The 18,714-nt window shown below is 62.9% G+C and carries 17 protein-coding genes; 10 read left to right on the top strand and 7 right to left on the bottom strand.

Going from position 1 to position 18,714, the window contains the following annotated elements; translation table 11 throughout:
* Nucleotides 1-11 precede the first annotated feature (11 nt).
* The 4 genes from KBB36_RS04830 (at nt 12) to KBB36_RS04815 (ending at nt 3,600) form a co-directional block, all read left to right on the top strand.
* The gene (locus KBB36_RS04830; protein ID WP_290977573.1) at nt 12-674 is read left to right on the top strand and encodes a (d)CMP kinase; all 663 of its coding nucleotides are present in this window, start codon (nt 12-14) and stop codon (nt 672-674) included.
* A gap of 139 nt (nt 675-813) precedes the next feature.
* A complete protein-coding gene (gene rpsA / locus KBB36_RS04825) occupies nt 814-2,550 on the top strand; it encodes a 30S ribosomal protein S1 (protein WP_290977571.1) in 1,737 nt (578 codons plus the stop codon).
* 160 nt (nt 2,551-2,710) lie between these two features.
* Entirely contained in the window at nt 2,711-3,049 is a 339-nt protein-coding gene (locus KBB36_RS04820; protein WP_290977569.1) for a hypothetical protein, read from the top strand.
* Between the two features lie 2 nt (nt 3,050-3,051).
* On the top strand, nt 3,052-3,600 hold the full coding sequence (locus KBB36_RS04815) for an RES family NAD+ phosphorylase (RefSeq protein WP_290977567.1): 549 nt from the start codon (nt 3,052-3,054) through the stop codon (nt 3,598-3,600).
* A gap of 4 nt (nt 3,601-3,604) precedes the next feature.
* Here the strand turns inward: KBB36_RS04815 and KBB36_RS04810 are convergent, their stop codons facing one another.
* The 4 genes from KBB36_RS04810 to KBB36_RS04795 all read right to left on the bottom strand — a co-directional run bounded on the left by KBB36_RS04810 (nt 3,605) and on the right by KBB36_RS04795 (nt 7,183).
* A complete protein-coding gene (locus KBB36_RS04810) occupies nt 3,605-5,137 on the bottom strand; it encodes a hypothetical protein (RefSeq protein WP_290977565.1) in 1,533 nt (510 codons plus the stop codon).
* 68 nt (nt 5,138-5,205) lie between these two features.
* The gene (locus KBB36_RS04805; RefSeq protein ID WP_290977563.1) at nt 5,206-6,132 is read right to left on the bottom strand and encodes an alpha/beta fold hydrolase; all 927 of its coding nucleotides are present in this window, start codon (nt 6,130-6,132) and stop codon (nt 5,206-5,208) included.
* A 48-nt stretch (nt 6,133-6,180) separates the two neighbouring features.
* Nucleotides 6,181-6,777 carry a TetR/AcrR family transcriptional regulator gene (locus KBB36_RS04800; protein WP_290977561.1) on the bottom strand — a complete coding sequence of 199 codons (597 nt, stop codon included), beginning with the start codon at nt 6,775-6,777 and terminating at the stop codon, nt 6,181-6,183.
* 79 nt (nt 6,778-6,856) lie between these two features.
* Nucleotides 6,857-7,183 (bottom strand): YbjQ family protein, encoded by a 327-nt coding sequence (locus KBB36_RS04795; RefSeq protein WP_290977559.1) that lies wholly within the window; start codon nt 7,181-7,183, stop codon nt 6,857-6,859.
* A gap of 123 nt (nt 7,184-7,306) precedes the next feature.
* On the opposite strand from KBB36_RS04795, the gene KBB36_RS04790 reads away from it, so the two are divergent.
* The 6 genes from KBB36_RS04790 to lpdA all read left to right on the top strand — a co-directional run bounded on the left by KBB36_RS04790 (nt 7,307) and on the right by lpdA (nt 15,819).
* A complete protein-coding gene (locus KBB36_RS04790; protein ID WP_290977557.1) occupies nt 7,307-7,960 on the top strand; it encodes an outer membrane lipoprotein carrier protein LolA in 654 nt (217 codons plus the stop codon).
* A gap of 204 nt (nt 7,961-8,164) precedes the next feature.
* Nucleotides 8,165-9,334, top strand: coding sequence for an ADP-forming succinate--CoA ligase subunit beta (gene sucC, locus KBB36_RS04785; RefSeq protein WP_290977555.1), 1,170 nt, complete (start codon nt 8,165-8,167; stop codon nt 9,332-9,334).
* Entirely contained in the window at nt 9,334-10,212 is an 879-nt protein-coding gene (gene sucD, locus KBB36_RS04780; RefSeq protein ID WP_290977553.1) for a succinate--CoA ligase subunit alpha, read from the top strand. The genes sucC and sucD overlap by 1 nt, the downstream gene beginning before the upstream one ends.
* A 56-nt stretch (nt 10,213-10,268) precedes the next feature.
* On the top strand, nt 10,269-13,154 hold the full coding sequence (locus KBB36_RS04775; RefSeq protein WP_290977551.1) for a 2-oxoglutarate dehydrogenase E1 component: 2,886 nt from the start codon (nt 10,269-10,271) through the stop codon (nt 13,152-13,154).
* Nucleotides 13,155-13,190: 36 nt separating this feature from the next.
* A complete protein-coding gene (gene odhB, locus KBB36_RS04770; protein WP_290977549.1) occupies nt 13,191-14,411 on the top strand; it encodes a 2-oxoglutarate dehydrogenase complex dihydrolipoyllysine-residue succinyltransferase in 1,221 nt (406 codons plus the stop codon).
* Nucleotides 14,412-14,415: 4 nt separating this feature from the next.
* Nucleotides 14,416-15,819 (top strand): dihydrolipoyl dehydrogenase, encoded by a 1,404-nt coding sequence (lpdA, locus tag KBB36_RS04765; RefSeq protein ID WP_290977547.1) that lies wholly within the window; start codon nt 14,416-14,418, stop codon nt 15,817-15,819.
* A 149-nt stretch (nt 15,820-15,968) separates the two neighbouring features.
* Here lpdA and KBB36_RS04760 read toward each other — a convergent pair whose 3' ends face one another.
* From KBB36_RS04760 to KBB36_RS04750, 3 genes are all read right to left on the bottom strand, one after another.
* Entirely contained in the window at nt 15,969-16,961 is a 993-nt protein-coding gene (locus KBB36_RS04760; protein WP_290977545.1) for a D-glycerate dehydrogenase, read from the bottom strand.
* A gap of 148 nt (nt 16,962-17,109) precedes the next feature.
* Nucleotides 17,110-17,703 carry a hypothetical protein gene (locus tag KBB36_RS04755; protein WP_290977543.1) on the bottom strand — a complete coding sequence of 198 codons (594 nt, stop codon included), beginning with the start codon at nt 17,701-17,703 and terminating at the stop codon, nt 17,110-17,112.
* Between the two features lie 56 nt (nt 17,704-17,759).
* Nucleotides 17,760-18,713, bottom strand: a complete 954-nt coding sequence (locus tag KBB36_RS04750; RefSeq protein ID WP_290977541.1) for an Hsp33 family molecular chaperone HslO — start codon at nt 18,711-18,713, stop codon at nt 17,760-17,762.
* Between the last annotated feature and the right edge of the window lies 1 nt (nt 18,714).

The raw sequence follows: 18,714 nt of genomic DNA, 5'->3' as shown, positions 1-18,714 counted from the left end.
GCGATAGCATAATGGAGCGTGTTATGGCTTTTGTGGTGGCGATAGATGGCCCGGTGGCGGCCGGCAAAGGCACTTTGGCGCGCAAACTCGCCGCGCGCTTTGGTTTTGCCTATCTCGATACCGGCGCGCTCTATCGGGCAGTTGGTTCCAAGGTGCTGCGACTGGGCGGCGATCCGGGCGATGACGGCTTTGCCGCCGATACGGCCGAGGGGCTGACGGCCGAGGATCTGGTGGCCGCCGATCTACGCAGCGAGGCGGTGGGGCTGGCGGCTTCCAAGGTGGCTTCGGTGCCGGGGGTTCGGGCCGCTTTGCTGCATTATCAGCGCAACTACGCCGCGCATCCGCCGGGCGGCGCAGCCGGGGCGGTGCTGGATGGCCGCGATATCGGCACTGTGGTCTGCCCAAATGCGAACGTAAAGCTGTTCGTCACTGCCAGCGATACTGTGCGCGCCACACGGCGACACCAGGAATTGCTGGCCCGCGATGGCGCCGCAGCAGCGGATTTCGCCACCGTGCTGGCCGATCTGCGCCGCCGCGATGCCCAGGACAGCGCCCGCGCCACGGCGCCCTTGAAGCCGGCCGACGATGCCCTCTTGCTCGATACATCCGATTTGGCTATAGATGCCGCCGCCCAGGCTGCGGCTGATATTGTAGCCCGGGTTCTGGGGCGCTGACGCCGCCCCGGGCGGTTTAACCCAAACTCTCTCCGTCGCCGCGTCTGCGCCGGACTGCCTGCACCACCCCGCGACATGCCCCAGGATAAGCCCTGGCGCCGTCGGCAGGCACCAACATCTGGGGTATTCAGGAGACAATATGGCTAAACGTAGCGCCGCTGCCGCCCAACCGATGGAGCAGCTGGAAGTCGAGAACTTTGCCGCGTTGCTGGATGAATCGTTCAGCACGTCCAATTCCATGGAAGGTTCCGTGGTCAAGGGCGTCGTGGTCTCGATTGAGAATGATTTTGCCCTGATCGATGTTGGCCTCAAGTGCGAAGGCCGCATTTCGATGAAGGAATTCGCCGGTCCCGGCCAGCAGGCCGAGATCAAGGTGGGCGATGTGGTCGAGGTCTACCTCGAGCGTATCGAAAACGCCATGGGCGAAGCGGTGATCAGCCGCGACAAGGCCCGCCGCGAAGAAGCCTGGGAAAAGCTGGAACAGGCGTTCAACGCCAATCTGCGCGTCGAAGGCATCCTGTTCGGCAAGGTCAAGGGCGGCTTCACCGTCGACCTGTCCGGCGCCGTGGCCTTCCTGCCCGGCAGCCAGGTTGACGTGCGCCCGGTGCGCGATGTCGGCCCGCTGATGGGCAACCCGATGCAGTTCCAGATCCTCAAGATGGATCGCCGCCGCGGCAATATCGTGGTGTCGCGCCGCGCCGTGCTCGAAGAGAGCCGCGCCGAGGCCCGTTCGGAACTGGTGTCCAACCTCAAGGAAGGTCAGATCCTCGACGGCGTGGTCAAGAACATCACCGATTACGGTGCGTTCGTTGATCTCGGCGGTGTGGACGGCCTGCTGCATGTCACCGACATCGCCTGGCGCCGCGTCAACCACCCGTCCGAGGTGCTGACCATCGGCCAGACCGTCAAGGTGCAGGTGATCCGCGTCAATCCGGAAACCCAGCGCATCTCGCTCGGCATGAAGCAGCTCGAAGCCGATCCGTGGGAAGGCGTGAAGTCGAAGTATCCGGTCACGGCCAAGTTCATCGGTCGCGTCACCAACATCACCGACTACGGCGCCTTTGTGGAGCTGGAGCCGGGCGTCGAAGGTCTGGTGCACGTCTCAGAGATGAGCTGGACCAAGAAGAACGTCCATCCGGGCAAGATCGTTTCCACCTCTCAGGAAGTGGAAGTGATGATCCTGGAAGTCGATCCGGCCAAGCGCCGTATCAGCCTGGGCCTCAAGCAGTGCCTGGCCAATCCGTGGGACGCCTTCGCAGACAAGCATCCGATTGGTTCGATCATCGAAGGCGAGATCAAGAACATCACCGAATTCGGTCTGTTCATCGGTCTCGACGGTCAGGTCGACGGCATGGTCCATCTGTCGGATCTCGACTGGAACAAGGCTGGCGAAGAAGCCATCAAGGAGTATCAGAAGGGCCAGATCGTCAAGGCCCAGGTGCTCGATGTGGATACCGAGAAGGAGCGTATCTCGCTCGGCATCAAGCAACTCGCCAACGATCCGTTCCAGTCGCTCGGCAGCCTGAAGAAGGGCGACGTTGTCACCTGCACCGTGTCGGCGGTTGATCCGCGCGGTATCACGGTCAGCGTCGGCGACGGCGTGCAGGGCTATATCCGCAAGGCTGAGCTGTCGCGTGATCGCGACGAGCAGCGCCCGGATCGCTACTCGGTGGGCGACAAGATCGACGCCAAGATCGTCACCATCGACGGCAAGGCCCGCAAGCTGAGCCTGTCGGTCAAGGCGCGCGAGATCGAGGAAGAGCGTGAAGCGATGGAACAGTATGGTTCCGCCGATTCGGGCGCTTCGCTCGGCGACATCCTGGGCGCTGCGATGAACCGCGCCAAGGCCGCCAAGAAGGACGGCGAAGACGCCTGATCCCAGCCTGTTCGGCTAAACGAAGCCCCGGCGGAGCGATCCGCCGGGGCTTTTTTTGTTTGCCTTGGGCCGAGAAACGGCGCTTGATATTGCATATTGGTTTCTTAATTACGATTTGTGAAACCGATATGCCGCAATACTTGCCCGCACCGGAGGCGTCATGCTGGGAACCGTGGTCCGATATATTGATGAATTGGGCAAGGTTGGCGGCCTGAAGGGTGCAGATATCGCCAATATAACGGCGGTGTCCAAGGCCACCGTATCGCGCTGGAAAGCCGGCGATATCAAGCCGCAGCCGAAGAATGAGCTGGTGCTATCTGATCTCTATTATGTTGTCGGGCGGTTGCAGGAGTTTTATGCCCCGGAGGAAATCCGCACCTGGCTTTACGCGCTGCATCCGCAATTGAACGGCGAGCGGGCGATTGACCTGATAAACCAGGGCCGCACGATTGAAGTGCTGGCGGTGCTGGATCGCCTGGATAACGACGTTTACCTCTGACCATGGCGAATGCCATCCCGAGGCGGGACAATGCGCTGATTGATGCGCTGGAAGCCATTGCGCCGGTCGAATATGCAGGCCCGGTCTGGCGCATCGTCCGCGAAGGGCGTGACCCCCTGCGTTTCAGCGCCTCGGGTGGCCGATGGGATGATGGCAGCTTTGATGTGCTTTACACGTCGCTGGAACGTCAGGGGGCGATAGAGGAAATGCGCTTTCACCTGATGCGCGGCCAGCCGGTGATGCCGAGCAGGGTAAGATACAAGCTGTTTGAACTTCAGGTTCGTGTCGGCCGGGCGCTGAAGCTGCTCGACCTGGATGCGCTGTCAGCCCTCGGCTTGGATGTGAGCAGATATGGCCGGCTATCCTATCAGGATAAATCACAGGAATATCCGCGCACGCAGCAGATTGGCGAAGTGGCGCATTTCCTGGAATTCGATGGTTTGATCGTGCCATCGGCCCGTTATGGCTGCCACAACGCTGTATTGTTTGGCGATCGTGTGCCGCCCGAAGCCATGGCGATAGTACACGACCACGGCTTGGTGGCTTGGTAGCCGGTCAGCCCTTGGCCGCGCCCACCGGATCAAAATATTGCTGGATCATCTTGCTGATCTGGCGATCCGGGCAATGGTATTTCACCGCCACCAAGCCATCCTCGCCGCAGCGCAGCACTTCCGCCTCGGCATCGAAGGCGATGGAGATTTTCGGATTTTTGATCCGCACCGTCAGATGCAGCTTCTGGCCCAGGTCCAACGTGGCCGAAAGCGGGCCGAAGAGCAGGCCAAGGGCGCTCCAGTTGCGCAGCGGCACCTTGATGTTTTCAACCACAACATGGTCTTCCGGGCCACACATGGTGCGTGGCGCGCGGCGCTGCTCACCAACCTTGAGCTGGTTGATCAGGCCATCCAGCAGCAGGGTGAGTTTTTCGCGGCGATGATCGGGCAGGCCGGATGTGGCCAGTTTGGCGCGGATTTCGAGAGCCATTTCCAGCTTTTCTTCGGTGCTGGTGCTGGGATCGGCAAATTCCTTGGCGAAGTCGCGGTGTTCGGCCATGTAGACGGCATATTTCAGCAGAATTTCGCGGGCGCCTTCGCCGATGGTCTGCTCATACAGCATCAGCGCCTGCATCAGCTTGGGGCCGCTATAGGCGCCCGGCACCAGGCGGGTGAGGTTTTCCCGTGTCACCAGCCGGCGCATGCGGATTTCCATCGGATCGGCCACGCCGATTTCCAGCGCCAGCGCCGAATCGCGGATCAGGGTTTCATAAACCAGGCGGGTGGCGCGGAATTCCTCGGAGGGTTCCTCGGCAGCGAAGGCAATCGGATTATCCAACAGGCGTCGGATCAATTGCACCACGGCATCGCGCAAAGCTGCCGGCTGCTGGCTGCGGATCAGTGCGGTCAGCTTTTCAGCTATCTCGGTGACCGGCTCCTCGGCCGGCAGCGCGAAGCGGGCATCCAGCAGCGACAAGAGCTGGGCAATGCGATGCATCGGGTTGCGCGCCTTGCCCAGCAATTCCGGCACCCCGGTGCGCACCAGCATGATCTCGGCCAGGGCGGCGGTGATGATGCCTTGCGCCGCCGCATCGGCCAGTTGCTTGTCTGGCCGGCCCAGCAAGGCAAAGCAGCGCTCGGTCTTTTCGGTCCAGCTACGGCTGAAGGCGAGATGCCGAGCCAGCGCCACAAAAGCGATACGCTCGCCATAGAGCGGGTCGCTCTCCGCCAGTTTGGACAGACCGGCGGCATCCACCGGCGGCGGCGGCAGCTTGCGCTCAAAGCTGGTGGTCTGGGTGACAGCCTGATTGATGATGCTGGTCAGCTTCTTGGCCCGGTCGCGCACACTTTGTTTCAGCGCCTGGGCCTGGGCGATGGCGACCTGCTGCAACAGCGAGCCGAACATGGTCTCGCTGTTGATCACCAGCCGGGCCTGCTCGCTGGAGGAAAGCAATTCCAGCGGAATCAGCTTGTTTTCCTCCAGATGATCACGGCAGGCACGCGCCAGGGCGGCCCGGCCACGCGGCGTGTAGAGGTCTTCGACGGTCTCGCATAAGACCAGGTTGCTGTGCGCAGAAGCGGCGGCTGGAACATTCATTATCCCGTAATATGCTGAATCCGCTCCGATTCCGAGCCAGAATTAATCCCGCATTGCACAATCTTTGGTTACGCGGCGCGCTCCGCCTGCATGGCCCGGCTTTGCGGCGTTGTGTCGGCAACAAAACCCACCACCTGCTCCAGCACCTGCGGATCGGCCAGCAGGCGGCGATGGCCCAGGCCGTGCAGCACTTCCAGCCGGGCGCCATGCCAGGCAGCCGCATTGTCGCGGCTATGTTGCAGCGGCACCACGCGGTCGCCAGCATCATGCAGGAACAGCGCCGGCAGGTTCAGCCGGCGCAGCAATGGCGGCAGATGCAGTGCATCCAGCGGCCGGCCGGCCAAGCGCTCGATGGCGGCGCGCATGCGGCTGAACTGATTATCTCCCAGCCCGAGCAAGCGGGCCACGCCACGGGCGAAATGCTCCGGGTGGTTGGGCGAGGCCAGGATCACGGCGCGACGGGCATCAACGCCCAATTCACTCAGCGCCAGCATGGTGGCCGTGCCGCCGAGCGAATGCGCCACGATGGCTTCCAGCGGGCCGACCAGCCGGGCCACAGCGGCCACGGCCTCGGCCAGCACCGGAATGGGCGCCAGGCCGCCCGACGCGGCAGCGGATTTGCCATGGCCCGGCAGGTCAAGTGCCACCACACGGAAGCCGGCCCAGGTCAGGCGGTCGATCAGCGGCGTCAGGCCACGGTGATCGTCTTCCCAGCCATGCACCACCAGCACGGTGGGGCCGCTGCCCCAGCTCCAGGCAAACAACTCGCCTTGCGGCCCCAGCAGGCGGAACGCGGTTGGCCCGTTGCGGGCTGGAGCATGCTCCTGCGGCTCCGGCAACCAGGTCGGCGCCTGGCGCTGCGGCTTGAGAAACAGCCGGGCCGCTTGCTCGGCGGCCAGGCCCGGCGCCAGGGCGAAGCCCAGGCGGTAGCCCAGCCGCAGGCTGCCGAGTTTGATTATATTGCGTACGTTCGTGCTAATTTTGCGCAGTGACATGGCTGGTTTCCTTTGCTTGGGCCTGGGGAGGCTTTTCTTGGGGGGGGGTTAAGGAATTTTGTGGCGCGCCAGCAGGTCGGCATAAGCCTGCTCGGCACGCTGGCGCCAATCCGGGCGCTGCAACAGGCGGTATTCCTGCTGTGCTTGCAGGATGATGCAGTAAAGGCCGAATACGATTTGGGCGGCATCGGCAGCCATCGTCAGCTGGCCCTGGCGCTGGGCGCGGCGCACCATTTCCTCCAGTGTCGCCACCCATTGCCGATAGCTGTGGCGCAGCTTCTCTTGTAGCGGCCCGGCCAGATCGTCCCATTCCCGGGTGGCGGGGATCAGCGGGCAGCCGCCGGGCAGGCCGTCTGCCTGATCCAGCCAATTCAGCCAATGCCGCATCAGCGCGTTCAGCCGTGGCAGGCCACGCGGCGCCAGCAGGCTGGGCTGAAACACGGCGGCCATGAAGCGTGCCATTGCGGTTTCCAGCACCGCCATTTGCAGGCCCTGCTTGTTGCCGAAAGGCAGCACCACGCCGGTTTTGCTCAAATGCAGCCGGGCCGCCAAGGGCGCCAGCGACAGGCCGCGAAAACCCTCCAGGCTGGCGGCGTCAAGCGCGGCGGCCAGGATGCGGTTGCGGGTATCGGCAAGGGCGATCATGGCAGAGATAATAACGAACGGTCGTTAAGTTGGCAATGCAAAAACATATAAGCTGCAATAACGCAATCTTTATAAGGTGTTAGCCGAGCTTTACGGCCGTGCCATTGGCGGTCACCATCAGCAGGGTGCGGTCGCCGCCGCCACCGATGGCCTCATAATCCAGGTCAATCCCCACCACGGCATCGGCGCCAAGCTTCTTGGCTGCCTCGGCCAGGTCTTGCAGGGCTTCCTGCTTGGCGTCGTTCAGTACGCCTTCATAGCTTTTGGTTCGGCCGCCCACGATATCGCGCACGCCGGCAAAAAAGTCCTTGAAGATATTGGTGCCCATCACGGTTTCGCCCGAAACCACGCCCAGATAGGCGGTGATGCGCTTGCCGTCCACGCTGTCGGTGGTGGTAAGAATCATGACTATTCCCTGCTTCTGGATGGAAATCATTGTCGCTTTGGCATGCGAGGGTGAATGTTAGCACAAGGCGGGCAGGGCGGAAGCCGCCTTGATTTCGCCATCAGCGACAGTTAAGCCATGGGCATGACGCAGAATACCCCATCGCGCCGCAGCCTGCTCGCCACTGGTTTGGCCGGCCTGCTATTCACATTTGCCTGGCCGGCGCAGGCCAAATTGTCGCCGGCCGAGCGGGCCGAGCTGGATCGTCTGGCCAGTTATTTCAACAGTATCCGCAGCCTGATGGGGCGCTTTCTGCAAATTGGCCCGGATGGCAGCGCCGCCGAAGGGCTGATCGCCTTGCAACGCCCGGGTCGTTTCCGCTTTGAGTATGATCCGCCGGCGCCGCTGCTGATCGTTTCCGATGGCAGCTATATCACTATGGAAGACCGCCAGCTCAAATCGGTTGACCGCCTGCCGCTTGGCTCCACCCCGCTGGATATCCTGGTGCGCGATCAGGTCAGTTTCGATGATCCGAAACTGGCGGTGCAGCGGCTGGAGCGCGGTGCTTCGGTGCTGCGGGTCACCCTGGCGGATGCCGGCAAGCCGCATGATGGCAGCCTGGTGCTGAGCTTCTCCGACCGGCCGCTCGGCTTTACCGGCTGGACCGTGCATGACGCCCAGGGCCAGACCACCACGGTGGCGCTTTCCGCCCTGGACCTCAACCCGACCCTGCCGGACAGCCTGTTCCGTTATGGCATGCGCCCGGCCCAGTTGCGCGAATTACAGCGCCGCCGGTAACAAATTCGGCCGATCTCGTTACAATTTGAAACAGCCAGCATTCAGGCGAGCTTGAGGCCGCACTTTCGTCTAAAACCCGGATTCGCCACGCCCGGCAAAGGTTGCGGCGGCGCGGAAGGCTGCTATAACCTCGACCGCACTTCGAACCGAGAACAGCCAGGGTTCCTCTATTTTTGCCGGCTACCCTAAAATCCGAAGGTCCGCATGAATATCCATGAATACCAGGCCAAGAGCCTGCTTGCGAAATACGGCGTTGCGGTGCCCCGCGGCGGCGTGGCATTCACCCCCGACGAGGCGGCCAATGTCGCCCGCGAACTGGGCGGCCCGGTCTGGGTGGTGAAGGCCCAGATCCATGCCGGCGGTCGCGGCAAGGGCGGCGGCGTCAAAGTGGTTAAGTCCATCGACGCGGTGAGCGAAACCGCCAAGAACATGCTGGGCATGACCCTGGTGACGCACCAGACCGGCCCCGAGGGCAAGCTGGTGAAGCGGCTCTATGTGGAAGAAGGCTGCGACATCAAGCGCGAGCTGTATCTCAGCCTGCTGATCGACCGCGCCACCTCGCGTGTCACCGTGATGGCCTCCACCGAAGGCGGCATGGACATCGAGGAAGTGGCCGCCAAGCATCCGAAGAAGATCTTCAAGCTGGCGATTGATCCGGTCACCGGCTTGCAGCCGTTCCATGCCCGCAAGATCGCCTTCGCGCTCAAGCTGAAGGACAAGCAGGTCGGCTCGGCGGTGAAGTTCCTGACCGCGATGTATCAGGCCTTCATTGCGCTGGATGCCTCGATTGTCGAGATCAACCCGCTGGTCGTCACCGGCGCCGGCGACCTGATCGCGCTCGATGCCAAGATGAACTTCGATGACAACGCGCTGTTCCGCCACAAGGACGTGGCTGAGATGCGCGACCCGGACGAGGAAGACCCGTCCGAACTCGAAGCCGCCAAGTATGAGCTGAATTATGTCAAGCTCGACGGCAAGATCGGCTGCATGGTGAACGGCGCCGGCCTGGCCATGGCCACCATGGACATCATCAAGCTGTACGGCTCCGAGCCGGCCAACTTCCTCGATGTTGGCGGCGGCGCCACCAAGGAGCGCGTCACCGCTGCGTTCAAGATCATTCTCAAGGATCCCAATGTGAAGGGCATCCTGGTGAATATCTTCGGCGGCATCATGCGCTGCGACGTGATCGCGGAAGGCGTGATCGCGGCGGCGCGGGAAGTGAAATTGTCGGTGCCGCTTGTCGTTCGGCTTGAAGGCACTAACGTTGAGCTGGGCAAGAAGATCATGGCCGAGAGCGGCCTGCCGATCATTTCTGGCGATAATCTTGCCGACGCTGCCCAGAAGGTGGTCAAGGCCGTGAAGGAGGCCGCGTAATGGCTGTTCTCGTTAACAAGGACACGAAGGTGATCTGCCAGGGCATCACCGGCGCCCAGGGCACGTTCCATTCCGAACAGGCCATTGCCTATGGCACCAAGATGGTTGGCGGCGTCACCCCCGGCAAGGGCGGAACGCAGCATCTCGGCCTGCCGGTTTTTGATACCGTGGGCGACGCGGTGAAAAAGACCAAGGCCACGGCCAGCGTGATCTATGTGCCGCCGCCATTTGCCGCCGATTCGATCCTGGAAGCGATTGATGCCCAGGTGAAGCTGGTGGTGTGCATCACCGAGGGCATCCCAGTGCTGGACATGGTGCGTGTGAAGCGCGCCCTGGCCAACAGCAAGACCCGCCTGATCGGCCCGAACTGCCCCGGCATCATCACACCCGGCGAATGCAAGATCGGCATCATGCCGGGCCATATCCATCGCCGTGGCAAGGTCGGCATCGTGTCGCGTTCCGGCACCCTGACCTATGAAGCGGTGGCGCAGACCACGGCAGCCGGTCTGGGTCAGACCACCTGCATCGGCATCGGCGGCGATCCGGTGAACGGCACCAACTTCATTGATTGCCTTGACCTGTTCCTGAAGGACCCGGAAACCGAAGCCATCATCATGATCGGCGAAATCGGTGGCTCGGCTGAGGAAGAGGCGGCCGAGTTCATGCGTAAGAACAAGGTGAAGAAGCCGACGGTTGGCTTCATCGCCGGTCGCACCGCGCCTCCGGGTCGCCGCATGGGTCATGCCGGCGCCATCATCTCGGGTGGCAAGGGCGATGCTGAAACCAAGCTTGAGGCCATGCGTTCGGCCGGCATCCGCGTGTCGGATAGCCCGGCGGCGCTCGGCACCACGCTGGTTGATCTGTTGAACGGGAAGTAACGGCACAACACTGAAGAGGGCGGCGCCGGCCAACAAGCGGCGCCGCATACAGCCCCATGACGGCGCAACTCGAACGCACTCAGTTCCTCTACGGCGGCAACAGCTCCTTCGTGGAGGAGCTGTATGGCAAGTTCGTCGCCGACCCCAACAGCGTCGACGCCTCCTGGCGCGAATTCTTCGCCGCGCTGGGTGAAGGCTTCGCCCAGCCGGCCGACGCCAAGACGCGGCCGTCCTGGCAGCCGGTGGCGCCGCTGGTGCAGCTCGACGATGAGGGGCTGCTCGGCAACCAGGGCAAAGCCGCCAAGGCTGCAGACAAGGCGCTCAAGGCGGGTGCCAGTGCCGCCGATGCCCGCGCCGCCGCGCTGGACACCATCCGCGCCGCGATGCTGATCCGCAATTACCGCATCCGCGGCCATCTGATGGCCAATCTGGATCCGTTGGGCATCCAGGCGCCGGGCGCGCATCCCGAGCTTGAGCCGGCCACCTATGGCTTCTCGGAAGCCGATATGGACCGGCCGATCTTTATTGATTTCATGCTCGGCCTGGAAACCGCGAGCCTGCGCGAAATCCTCGCCATCCTGCGCCGCACCTATTGCTCGACCATCGGCGTCGAGTTCATGCATATCTACCATCAGGAACAGAAAGCCTGGATTCAGGCCCGCATCGAAGGCCGCGACAAGGAGGTGCATTTCACCCCCGAGGGCAAGCGCGCCATCCTGAACAAGCTGGTGGAAGCCGAAATCTTCGAGCGTTTCTGCCACATGAAATTCACCGGCACCAAGCGTTTCGGCCTGGAAGGCGGCGAAGCGCTGATTCCGGCGCTGGAAGCCATCATCAAGCGCGGCGGCCAGATGGGCCTGCTGGATATCGAATTGGGCATGCCGCATCGCGGCCGCCTCAACCTGCTCGCCAATGTGATGGCCAAGCCGTATCGCGCCATCTTCTCGGAATTCAAGGGCATGGCTTACCATCCCGACGATTTCCAGGGTTCGGGCGACGTGAAGTACCATCTTGGTGTTTCGTCGGATCGTGAATTCGATGGCAACAAGGTGCATCTCTCGCTGGCCGCCAATCCGTCGCACCTTGAGATCATCAATCCGGTCTGCCTTGGCAAGTCGCGCGCCAAGCAGACCCAGCTTGGCGATACCGAGCGCGGCCAGGTGATGACCGTGCTGCTGCATGGCGATGCGGCCTTTGCCGGCCAGGGCGTGGTGGCGGAATGTTTTGCGCTGTCCGAATTGCGCGGCTACCGCACCGGCGGCACCATCCACATCATCGTCAACAACCAGATCGGTTTCACCACCAACCCGAGCTATTCGCGCTCGTCGCCCTATCCGTCGGATGGCGCCAAGGTGGTGCAGGCGCCGATCTTCCATGTCAATGGCGACGATCCCGAGGCGGTGACGCATGTGGCGAAGATCGCCACCGAATTCCGCCAGACCTTCAAGAAGGATGTGGTGATCGACCTGTTCTGTTATCGCCGCCATGGCCATAACGAGACCGACGATCCGTCTTTCACCCAGCCGGTGATGTATCGCACCATTGCCACCCATCCGACCACGCGGCAGCTTTATTCCAAGCGGCTGGTGGATGAAGGTACGCTCAGCGAGGCCGAGGCGGAGGCGATGGTGACCAACTTCCAGAATCGTCTGGAAGAGGAACTGGAAGCCTCGAAGTCGTTCAAGCCGAACAAGGCCGATTGGCTGGAAGGCAAGTGGAGCGGCCTGGAAGTGGCCTCAGGCGATGATCGCCGTGGCTCCACCGCCGTGGAACTGGATGTGCTGCGCCAGGTTGGCGCCGCCATCACCACGGTGCCGGAAGGTTTCAACATCCATAAGACGCTGACCCGCCAGCTCGCCACCAAGAAGGCGATGATTGATAACGGCGAGGGCATTGATTGGGCCACGGCAGAAGCGCTGGCTTTCGGCTCTTTGCAGCTTGAAGGCCATGGTGTGCGCCTCTCCGGCCAGGATTGTGGCCGTGGCACGTTCAGCCAGCGCCATTCGGTGTGGCACGATCAGCAGACCGAGGAGCGCTATGTGCCGCTCAACAATCTCGGCGCCGGTGCCGCCAATTATGAAGTGATCGACAGCCTGCTCTCCGAAGTGGCGGTGCTGGGTTATGATTACGGCTACAGCCTGGCCGATCCGAACACGCTGACGATCTGGGAAGGCCAGTTCGGCGATTTCGCCAATGGTGCGCAGGTGGTGGTGGATCAGTTCATCTCCTCGGGCGAAGCCAAGTGGATGCGCATGTCGGGCCTGGTGATGCTGCTGCCGCATGGCTATGAAGGCCAGGGGCCGGAGCATAGTTCCGCAAGGCTTGAGCGCTATCTGCAACTCTGCGCCGAAGACAACATGCAGGTGGCGAATTGCAGCACGCCGGCCAACTATTTCCACATCCTGCGCCGGCAGCTTAAGCGCAATTTCCGCAAGCCGCTGGTGCTGATGACGCCGAAATCGCTGCTGCGCCACAAGCTGGCGGTGTCGAAGCTGAGCGAGATGGGGCCGGGTTCGTCCTTCCATCGTGTGTTGTGGGACGACAACCAGCCCAGCGCCGACGAGAAGATCAAGCGTGTGATCCTGTGCACCGGCAAGGTCTATTACGATCTGTTCGAGGAGCGCGAGAAGCGTGGCCTGAAGGACACCGTGATCCTGCGTATCGAACAGCTCTATCCCTTCCCGCACAAGGCGCTCGCCGCCGAACTGGGTCGCTACAAGAACGCCAAGCTGGTGGTCTGGGCCCAGGAAGAGCCGAAGAATATGGGTGCCTGGAGCTATATCCAGCCCTATCTGGAAGCGGTGCTGGCGGATAGCGGCCTGAAGCCGAAGCGTCCGGTTTATGCCGGCCGGGTCGAGGCCGCATCGCCGGCCACCGGCCTGATGAGCAAGCATAACCAGCAGCAAGCCAAGCTGGTGGATGACGCGCTGACTGCGTCCTGATCCACCACGCCGTAGATTGAAGCAGAGGAATACCCCATGGCCGTTGAAATCCGAGTGCCGCAACTGGCGGAATCGATCTCCGAAGCCACCGTTGGCAAGTGGTCGGTGAAGGCCGGCGACAGCGTCGCCCGCGACCAGTTGCTGGTGGAGCTGGAGACCGACAAGGTCACCGTTGAAGTGAATGCCGCCGATGCCGGCACCGTCAGTGAAATCCTCGCCGCCGAAGGCGCCACCGTGAAGGTGGGCGATCTGCTGGCCACCATTGCAGCTGGCGCTGCCGGCACCAAGCCGGCGCCGAAGCCCGCTGCTGCCCCGGCCCCCGCGCCGGCGCCCGCGCCAGCCCCGGCACCTGTAGCCGCGCCCGTGGCTGCCAAGGCTGCCGGTCAGGCTTTGCCGGCTGCTGCCAAGATGGCTGCCGAGAATAACCTGGATGTTTCGGGTGTTGCTGGTTCGGGCAAGGATGGCCGCGTCACCAAGGGCGATGTTGCCGCCATGCTGGCCGCGCCGGCTGCCGCGCCGGCCGCTGCTGCGGTGGCTGCCGGTCCGCGTGCCAATGCCGCGCGTGAAGAACGCAAGCCGATGTCGAAGCTGCGCCAGGTGATCGCGCGCCGGCTCAAGGAAGCGCAGAACACTGCCGCCATGCTCACCACCTTCAACGAGGTGGACATGACCGCGCTGATGGCGGCGCGCAAGACCTATGTTGATGGCTTCGAGAAGAAGCATGGCGTGCGCCTCGGCTTCATGTCCTTCTTCGTCAAGGCCTGCGTGCAGGCGCTGAAGGAATTCCCGGCGGTGAATGCCGAGATCGAGGGCACCGATGTGGTGTTCAAGAATTACTTCAATATCGGCTGCGCGGTTTCCACCCCGACCGGTCTTGTGGTGCCGGTGCTGCGTGATGCCGACCAGATGTCGTTTGCCGGCGTGGAAAAGACCATCGCCGATTTCGGCAAGCGCGCCCGCGATGGCAAGCTGGGTCTGGACGAATTGCAGGGCGGCACCTTCTCGATCTCGAATGGCGGCGTGTTCGGTTCGCTGATGAGCACCCCGATCCTCAATCCGCCGCAATCGGCTATCCTCGGCATGCACAAGATCCAGGACCGCCCGATGGCGATCAACGGCCAGGTGGTGATCCGCCCGATGATGTATCTGGCGCTGAGCTACGATCACCGCATTGTTGATGGCCGCGAGGCGGTCAGCTTCCTGGTGCGCGTGAAGGAAAGCATCGAAGACCCGCAGCGTCTGCTGTTCGAGGTGTGAGGCCATGACCGAACAAGCTTTTGACGTTGTTGTCATCGGCGCCGGCCCGGGCGGCTACACCGCCGCGATCCGCGCCGCCCAGCTCGGCTTTTCCGTGGCCTGCATCGAAAAGGATGCCGGCCTTGGCGGCACCTGCACCAATGTCGGCTGCATTCCGTCCAAGGCTTTGCTGCATTCCTCGGAATTGTATCACGAAGCCACGCATGGTTTTGCCCAGCATGGCCTCAAGGTCGGCAAGATCGAGATCGACCTGCCGGCGATGATGGCGCAGAAGCAGAGCGTGGTCACGTCCTCGAACAAGGGCATCGAGTTCCTGTTCAAGAAGAACAAGATCACCCGGTTCCTGGGTGAGGGCAGCCTGCTCGGTGGCGGCAAGGTGCAGGTAAGCGGCGAGGCGCCGGCCACGCTCAGCGCCAAGCACATCATCCTGGCGCCGGGTTCGGAAGTGACGCCGCTGCCCGGCATCGAGATCGACGAGGACAAGGTCGTGTCCTCCACCGGCGCGCTGAAGCTGCCGGCGATTCCGAAAAGCATGGTGGTGATCGGCGGCGGCGTGATCGGCCTGGAGCTTGGCTCGGTGTGGAGCCGGCTTGGCGCCGAGGTGACGGTGGTGGAATTCCTCGACCGCATCCTGCCGACCAATGACGGCGAAGTGTCGAAGCAGATGCAGCGCGTGCTGACCAAGCAGGGCATGAAGTTCAAGCTTGGCACCAAGGTGACGGCGGCGAAGCCCGGCAAGACCGGTGTCACGCTGACGCTGGAGCCGGCTGCTGGCGGCGACAAGGAAGAGATGACCGCCGATGTGGTGCTGGTCAGCATCGGCCGGCGGCCCTACACCAAGGGCCTCGGCATCGGCAAGGCCAATGTGGAACTGGACGAGCGCGGCCGTATCAAGGTGGACAATCATTTCGCCACCACGGCGCCCGGCATCTATGCCATCGGCGACTGCATCCGCGGCGCCATGCTGGCGCATAAGGCCGAGGAGGAAGGCGTGGTGCTGGCCGAGATGCTGGCCGGCCAGAAGCCGCATATCAACTACGATGCCATTCCGGGCGTGGTCTACACCTGGCCGGAAGTGGCTTCCGTGGGCAAGACGGAAGAGGAATTGAAGGCTGCCGGGGTGCAATACAAGACCGGCAAATTCCCCTTCACCGCCAATGCCCGCGCCCGCGCCATGACCATGACCGACGGCTTCGTGAAAATCCTCGAAGACGCCGCCACGCAGAAGATTGTCGGCTGCCACATCATCGGCGCCGATGCCGGCCACATCATCCAGGAAGTGGTGCAGGCGATTGAATTCGGCGCTTCGGCTGAGGATGTGTTCCGTACCGTGCATGCCCATCCGGCACTCACCGAGGCGGTGAAGGAAGCCGCGCTCGCCGTGGAAGGCCGCGCCATCAATATCTGAGCGGCAATATCTGAGGTGGCTGTAACCGCACCGCCAAGTCGTCATGCCCGGACTTGATCCGGGCATCTTCTTTTTTATGGCCTCTCGAGGCAGAAAGATGCCCGGATCAAGTCCGGGCATGATGACGTGTGAGAGTGAGGCGGGCTGCCTTACAGCAGCCCGGCAATCACGCGGTCGGGCGGGGCGTGGCCGTCGGCGAAGGTTTTGATGTTGATGATCACCTTCTCGCCCATATCGACGCGGCCTTCCAGCGTGGCCGAGCCCATATGCGGCAGCAGCACCACATTCTTCAGTTCCAACAGCTTCGGGTTCACGGCTGGTTCATGCTCGAACACGTCCAGCCCGGCACCGGCGATCTCACCCTTGCGCAGCTTGCGGATCAGGGCGTTCTCGTCGATCACCTCGCCGCGCGCGGTGTTCACCACATAGGCTTGCGGCTGCAACAGGTCGAGGCGGCGGGCGGAAAGCAGATGGAAGGTGGCCGGGGTATGCGGGCAATTCACCGAGATGATGTCCATCCGTGCCAGCATCTGGTCCAGGCTTTCCCAGTAGGTCGCCTCCAGTTCCTGCTCGATGCTGTCATGCACCCGCTTGCGGTTATGGTAGTGGATCGACAGGCCGAATGCCTTGGCACGGCGCGCCAGCGCCTGGCCGATGCGGCCCATGCCGATGATGCCGAGCCGCTTGCCCCAGATGCGCTGGCCCAGCATCCAGGTTGGCGACCAGCCCTGCCACTCGCCGCTGCGCAGCAGATTGGCGCCTTCGATCAGGCGGCGCGGGCCGGCCAGGATCAGCGCCATGGTCATGTCGGCGGTGTCTTCGGTCAACACGCCGGGGGTGTTGGTCACGGTAATGCCGCGCTGGCGGGCGGCGGCGAGGTCGATATGGTCCACGCCGGTGCCGAAATTGGCGATCAGGCGGAAATTCGGCCCGGCATGGGCCAGCACCGCGCCGTCGATCCGGTCGGTCAGGGTCGGCACTAGCACATCGGCGGTTTTGGCGGCTTCGATCAGCTCGGCCTGGGTGAGCGGTTTGTCCGAGACATTCAGCCGGGTCTCGAACAGCTCCATCATCCGGGTTTCGATCTGGTCCGGCAGCTTCCGGGTGACAACCACCAGGGGGCGCTTCTTGGGCGTGGGCATGCGGGCGTTTCCAGAGCGAAAGTGAAGACCTGACAGGCCTTGATTAGCAGATCGCCCCGACCGAGACAAACCCTCGGACGGGGCGTTTTTCCGGTACTTTCGGCTAAGACGGGCAGATCCGTTCGTCTACGAACAGCTACCGGCAGTCTTACCGAACGTAAAGCGGCAGATATTGCCGGATGCTCTGATCCAGGCCGCGATCCACATCGGCGCTGGCATCCTTGATCAGGTTGTAGATCAGCATGTCGCGGTCGTTCAGCGTGGCCTTTTCGGCCAGGGTGCCGGAGCGCTTGGCCGAGGCACTGGCCTCGCCGAGCTTGAAGCCGCGCGCATCGCGCACTTCCACCACCAGCCCCAGGCTGACTTCAAAGCGCGATACCTGATCATTGGTGAACTGGCCGCGCAAACCGGGGGTCTTGGCGATATCCTGCTCGATCACGCTGGCATCCTTGATCACCACGCGCACCGAATTGGGCTGTGAATTATCAAGTTGCACCCGGTCGCGCGCCCAGCGTTCGGCCACCCGGGCCGGCGGCTGCGGCAGCATATGTTCGATATAGGGCGAGGCGAAGCTGGAGCGGAATTCGTTCACCGTCTCCACCGAGCCGGCGGCAAAGATCAACGGGCCGGATTGCGCGAAACCGATTTCGGGCAGGTTAAGGCGCGGCGGCGGCGGCGTGGTGCAGGCGGCCAGGGCGGTAAGGAATGCAACAGCCAGGGCAGCGGTTTTGGGGAATCGCATGCTCGATCTCCTCAGTTTTTGTCAGGCGCCACTTAAAGGCGCCAAATGCGGCCAGATTACGGCAGATTTTGGACCATTTCCGCCGGAAAGCGATAGGTTTCGCTACAAAACTGGCAAGTCGCCGCCACCTGGCCGTCTGCCACGATGTGGTTGATCTCCTCGGCGGTGAAGGAGCGCAGAATGCCCAGGATACGATCCGCGTTGCAGGTGCAGCGCGCGGCCAAAGCCATCGGCTCGTAAACCCGCACACCATCTTCATGGTAAAGGCGGTAAAGCAGGTCATGCGGCGGTAGCGCCGGGTCGCAGAATTCCTGCACCTTGGCAGTGGCGGTCAATGCCTTCACCCGTTCCCAGGCCTCTTCACGTTCCTCGGGGCCCAGGCCGCCGGCCTTTGCCGGCAATTGCTGCACCAGCAGGCCGCCGGCGCGCCAGCGGCGCCGGCCATCGGCGCCGGCCACCCGGGCCGCGCCCAGCGAAACCCGCGCCGCCAATTGTTCGGATTGGGCAAAATAGGCATGCGCCGCTTCGGCCAGGTTGGCCCCGGAAAGATCGACGATGCCCTGATAGCGTTCCATATCCTCGCCGGCCGGGTCGATGGTGAAGGCCAGATAGCCCTTGCCCAGCAGCAGCGGCACCGGCGCGGTGCGCGGTTCCGGCCCAGGGCCAAGTTCCAGCCCGGCCAGGCGTTCGGCATCAAAACTGGCATAGCCGCGCAATGCGCCGCTGCCGATATCGTTTTCGGATGTGCCGGTGCGATAATCCGCCACCAGCAGCGAAACCGGGCCGTCGCCCTTGGCCTGCAAGGTGAAGATGCCGTCAAATTTCAGCGCCGTGGCCATGGTGGCGGCCAGCGCCACCGCCTCGGCCACCAGTTGCGCCACCGGATTGGGGTAGTCATGTTTGGCCAGGGCATCATCCAGCGCCGCGCCCAGCCGCACCAGGCGGCCACGCACGTCACAGGCTTCGACCTGGAAGGGCTGCGAGAGATCGTCGGTCAATTCGGGGGTCAAA

The organism is Ferrovibrio sp., assembly GCF_017994015.1.
Lineage (GTDB): Bacteria > Pseudomonadota > Alphaproteobacteria > Ferrovibrionales > Ferrovibrionaceae > Ferrovibrio.
The sequence above is the reverse complement of the archived record's forward strand: the minus strand, read 5'-3'. Positions and strand labels throughout refer to the sequence as shown.

Bases quoted from the DNA above. Each gene is read 5' to 3' on its own strand.
- KBB36_RS04830 (WP_290977573.1), top strand. From the start codon at position 12: ATGGAGCGTGTTATGGCTTTTGTGGTGGCGATAGATGGCCCGGTGGCG.
- rpsA (WP_290977571.1), top strand. From the start codon at position 814: ATGGCTAAACGTAGCGCCGCTGCCGCCCAACCGATGGAGCAGCTGGAA.
- KBB36_RS04820 (WP_290977569.1), top strand. From the start codon at position 2,711: ATGCTGGGAACCGTGGTCCGATATATTGATGAATTGGGCAAGGTTGGC.
- KBB36_RS04815 (WP_290977567.1), top strand. From the start codon at position 3,052: ATGGCGAATGCCATCCCGAGGCGGGACAATGCGCTGATTGATGCGCTG.
- KBB36_RS04810 (WP_290977565.1), bottom strand. From the start codon at position 5,137: ATGAATGTTCCAGCCGCCGCTTCTGCGCACAGCAACCTGGTCTTATGC.
- KBB36_RS04805 (WP_290977563.1), bottom strand. From the start codon at position 6,132: ATGTCACTGCGCAAAATTAGCACGAACGTACGCAATATAATCAAACTC.
- KBB36_RS04800 (WP_290977561.1), bottom strand. From the start codon at position 6,777: ATGATCGCCCTTGCCGATACCCGCAACCGCATCCTGGCCGCCGCGCTT.
- KBB36_RS04795 (WP_290977559.1), bottom strand. From the start codon at position 7,183: ATGATTCTTACCACCACCGACAGCGTGGACGGCAAGCGCATCACCGCC.
- KBB36_RS04790 (WP_290977557.1), top strand. From the start codon at position 7,307: ATGACGCAGAATACCCCATCGCGCCGCAGCCTGCTCGCCACTGGTTTG.
- sucC (WP_290977555.1), top strand. From the start codon at position 8,165: ATGAATATCCATGAATACCAGGCCAAGAGCCTGCTTGCGAAATACGGC.
- sucD (WP_290977553.1), top strand. From the start codon at position 9,334: ATGGCTGTTCTCGTTAACAAGGACACGAAGGTGATCTGCCAGGGCATC.
- KBB36_RS04775 (WP_290977551.1), top strand. From the start codon at position 10,269: ATGACGGCGCAACTCGAACGCACTCAGTTCCTCTACGGCGGCAACAGC.
- odhB (WP_290977549.1), top strand. From the start codon at position 13,191: ATGGCCGTTGAAATCCGAGTGCCGCAACTGGCGGAATCGATCTCCGAA.
- lpdA (WP_290977547.1), top strand. From the start codon at position 14,416: ATGACCGAACAAGCTTTTGACGTTGTTGTCATCGGCGCCGGCCCGGGC.
- KBB36_RS04760 (WP_290977545.1), bottom strand. From the start codon at position 16,961: ATGCCCACGCCCAAGAAGCGCCCCCTGGTGGTTGTCACCCGGAAGCTG.
- KBB36_RS04755 (WP_290977543.1), bottom strand. From the start codon at position 17,703: ATGCGATTCCCCAAAACCGCTGCCCTGGCTGTTGCATTCCTTACCGCC.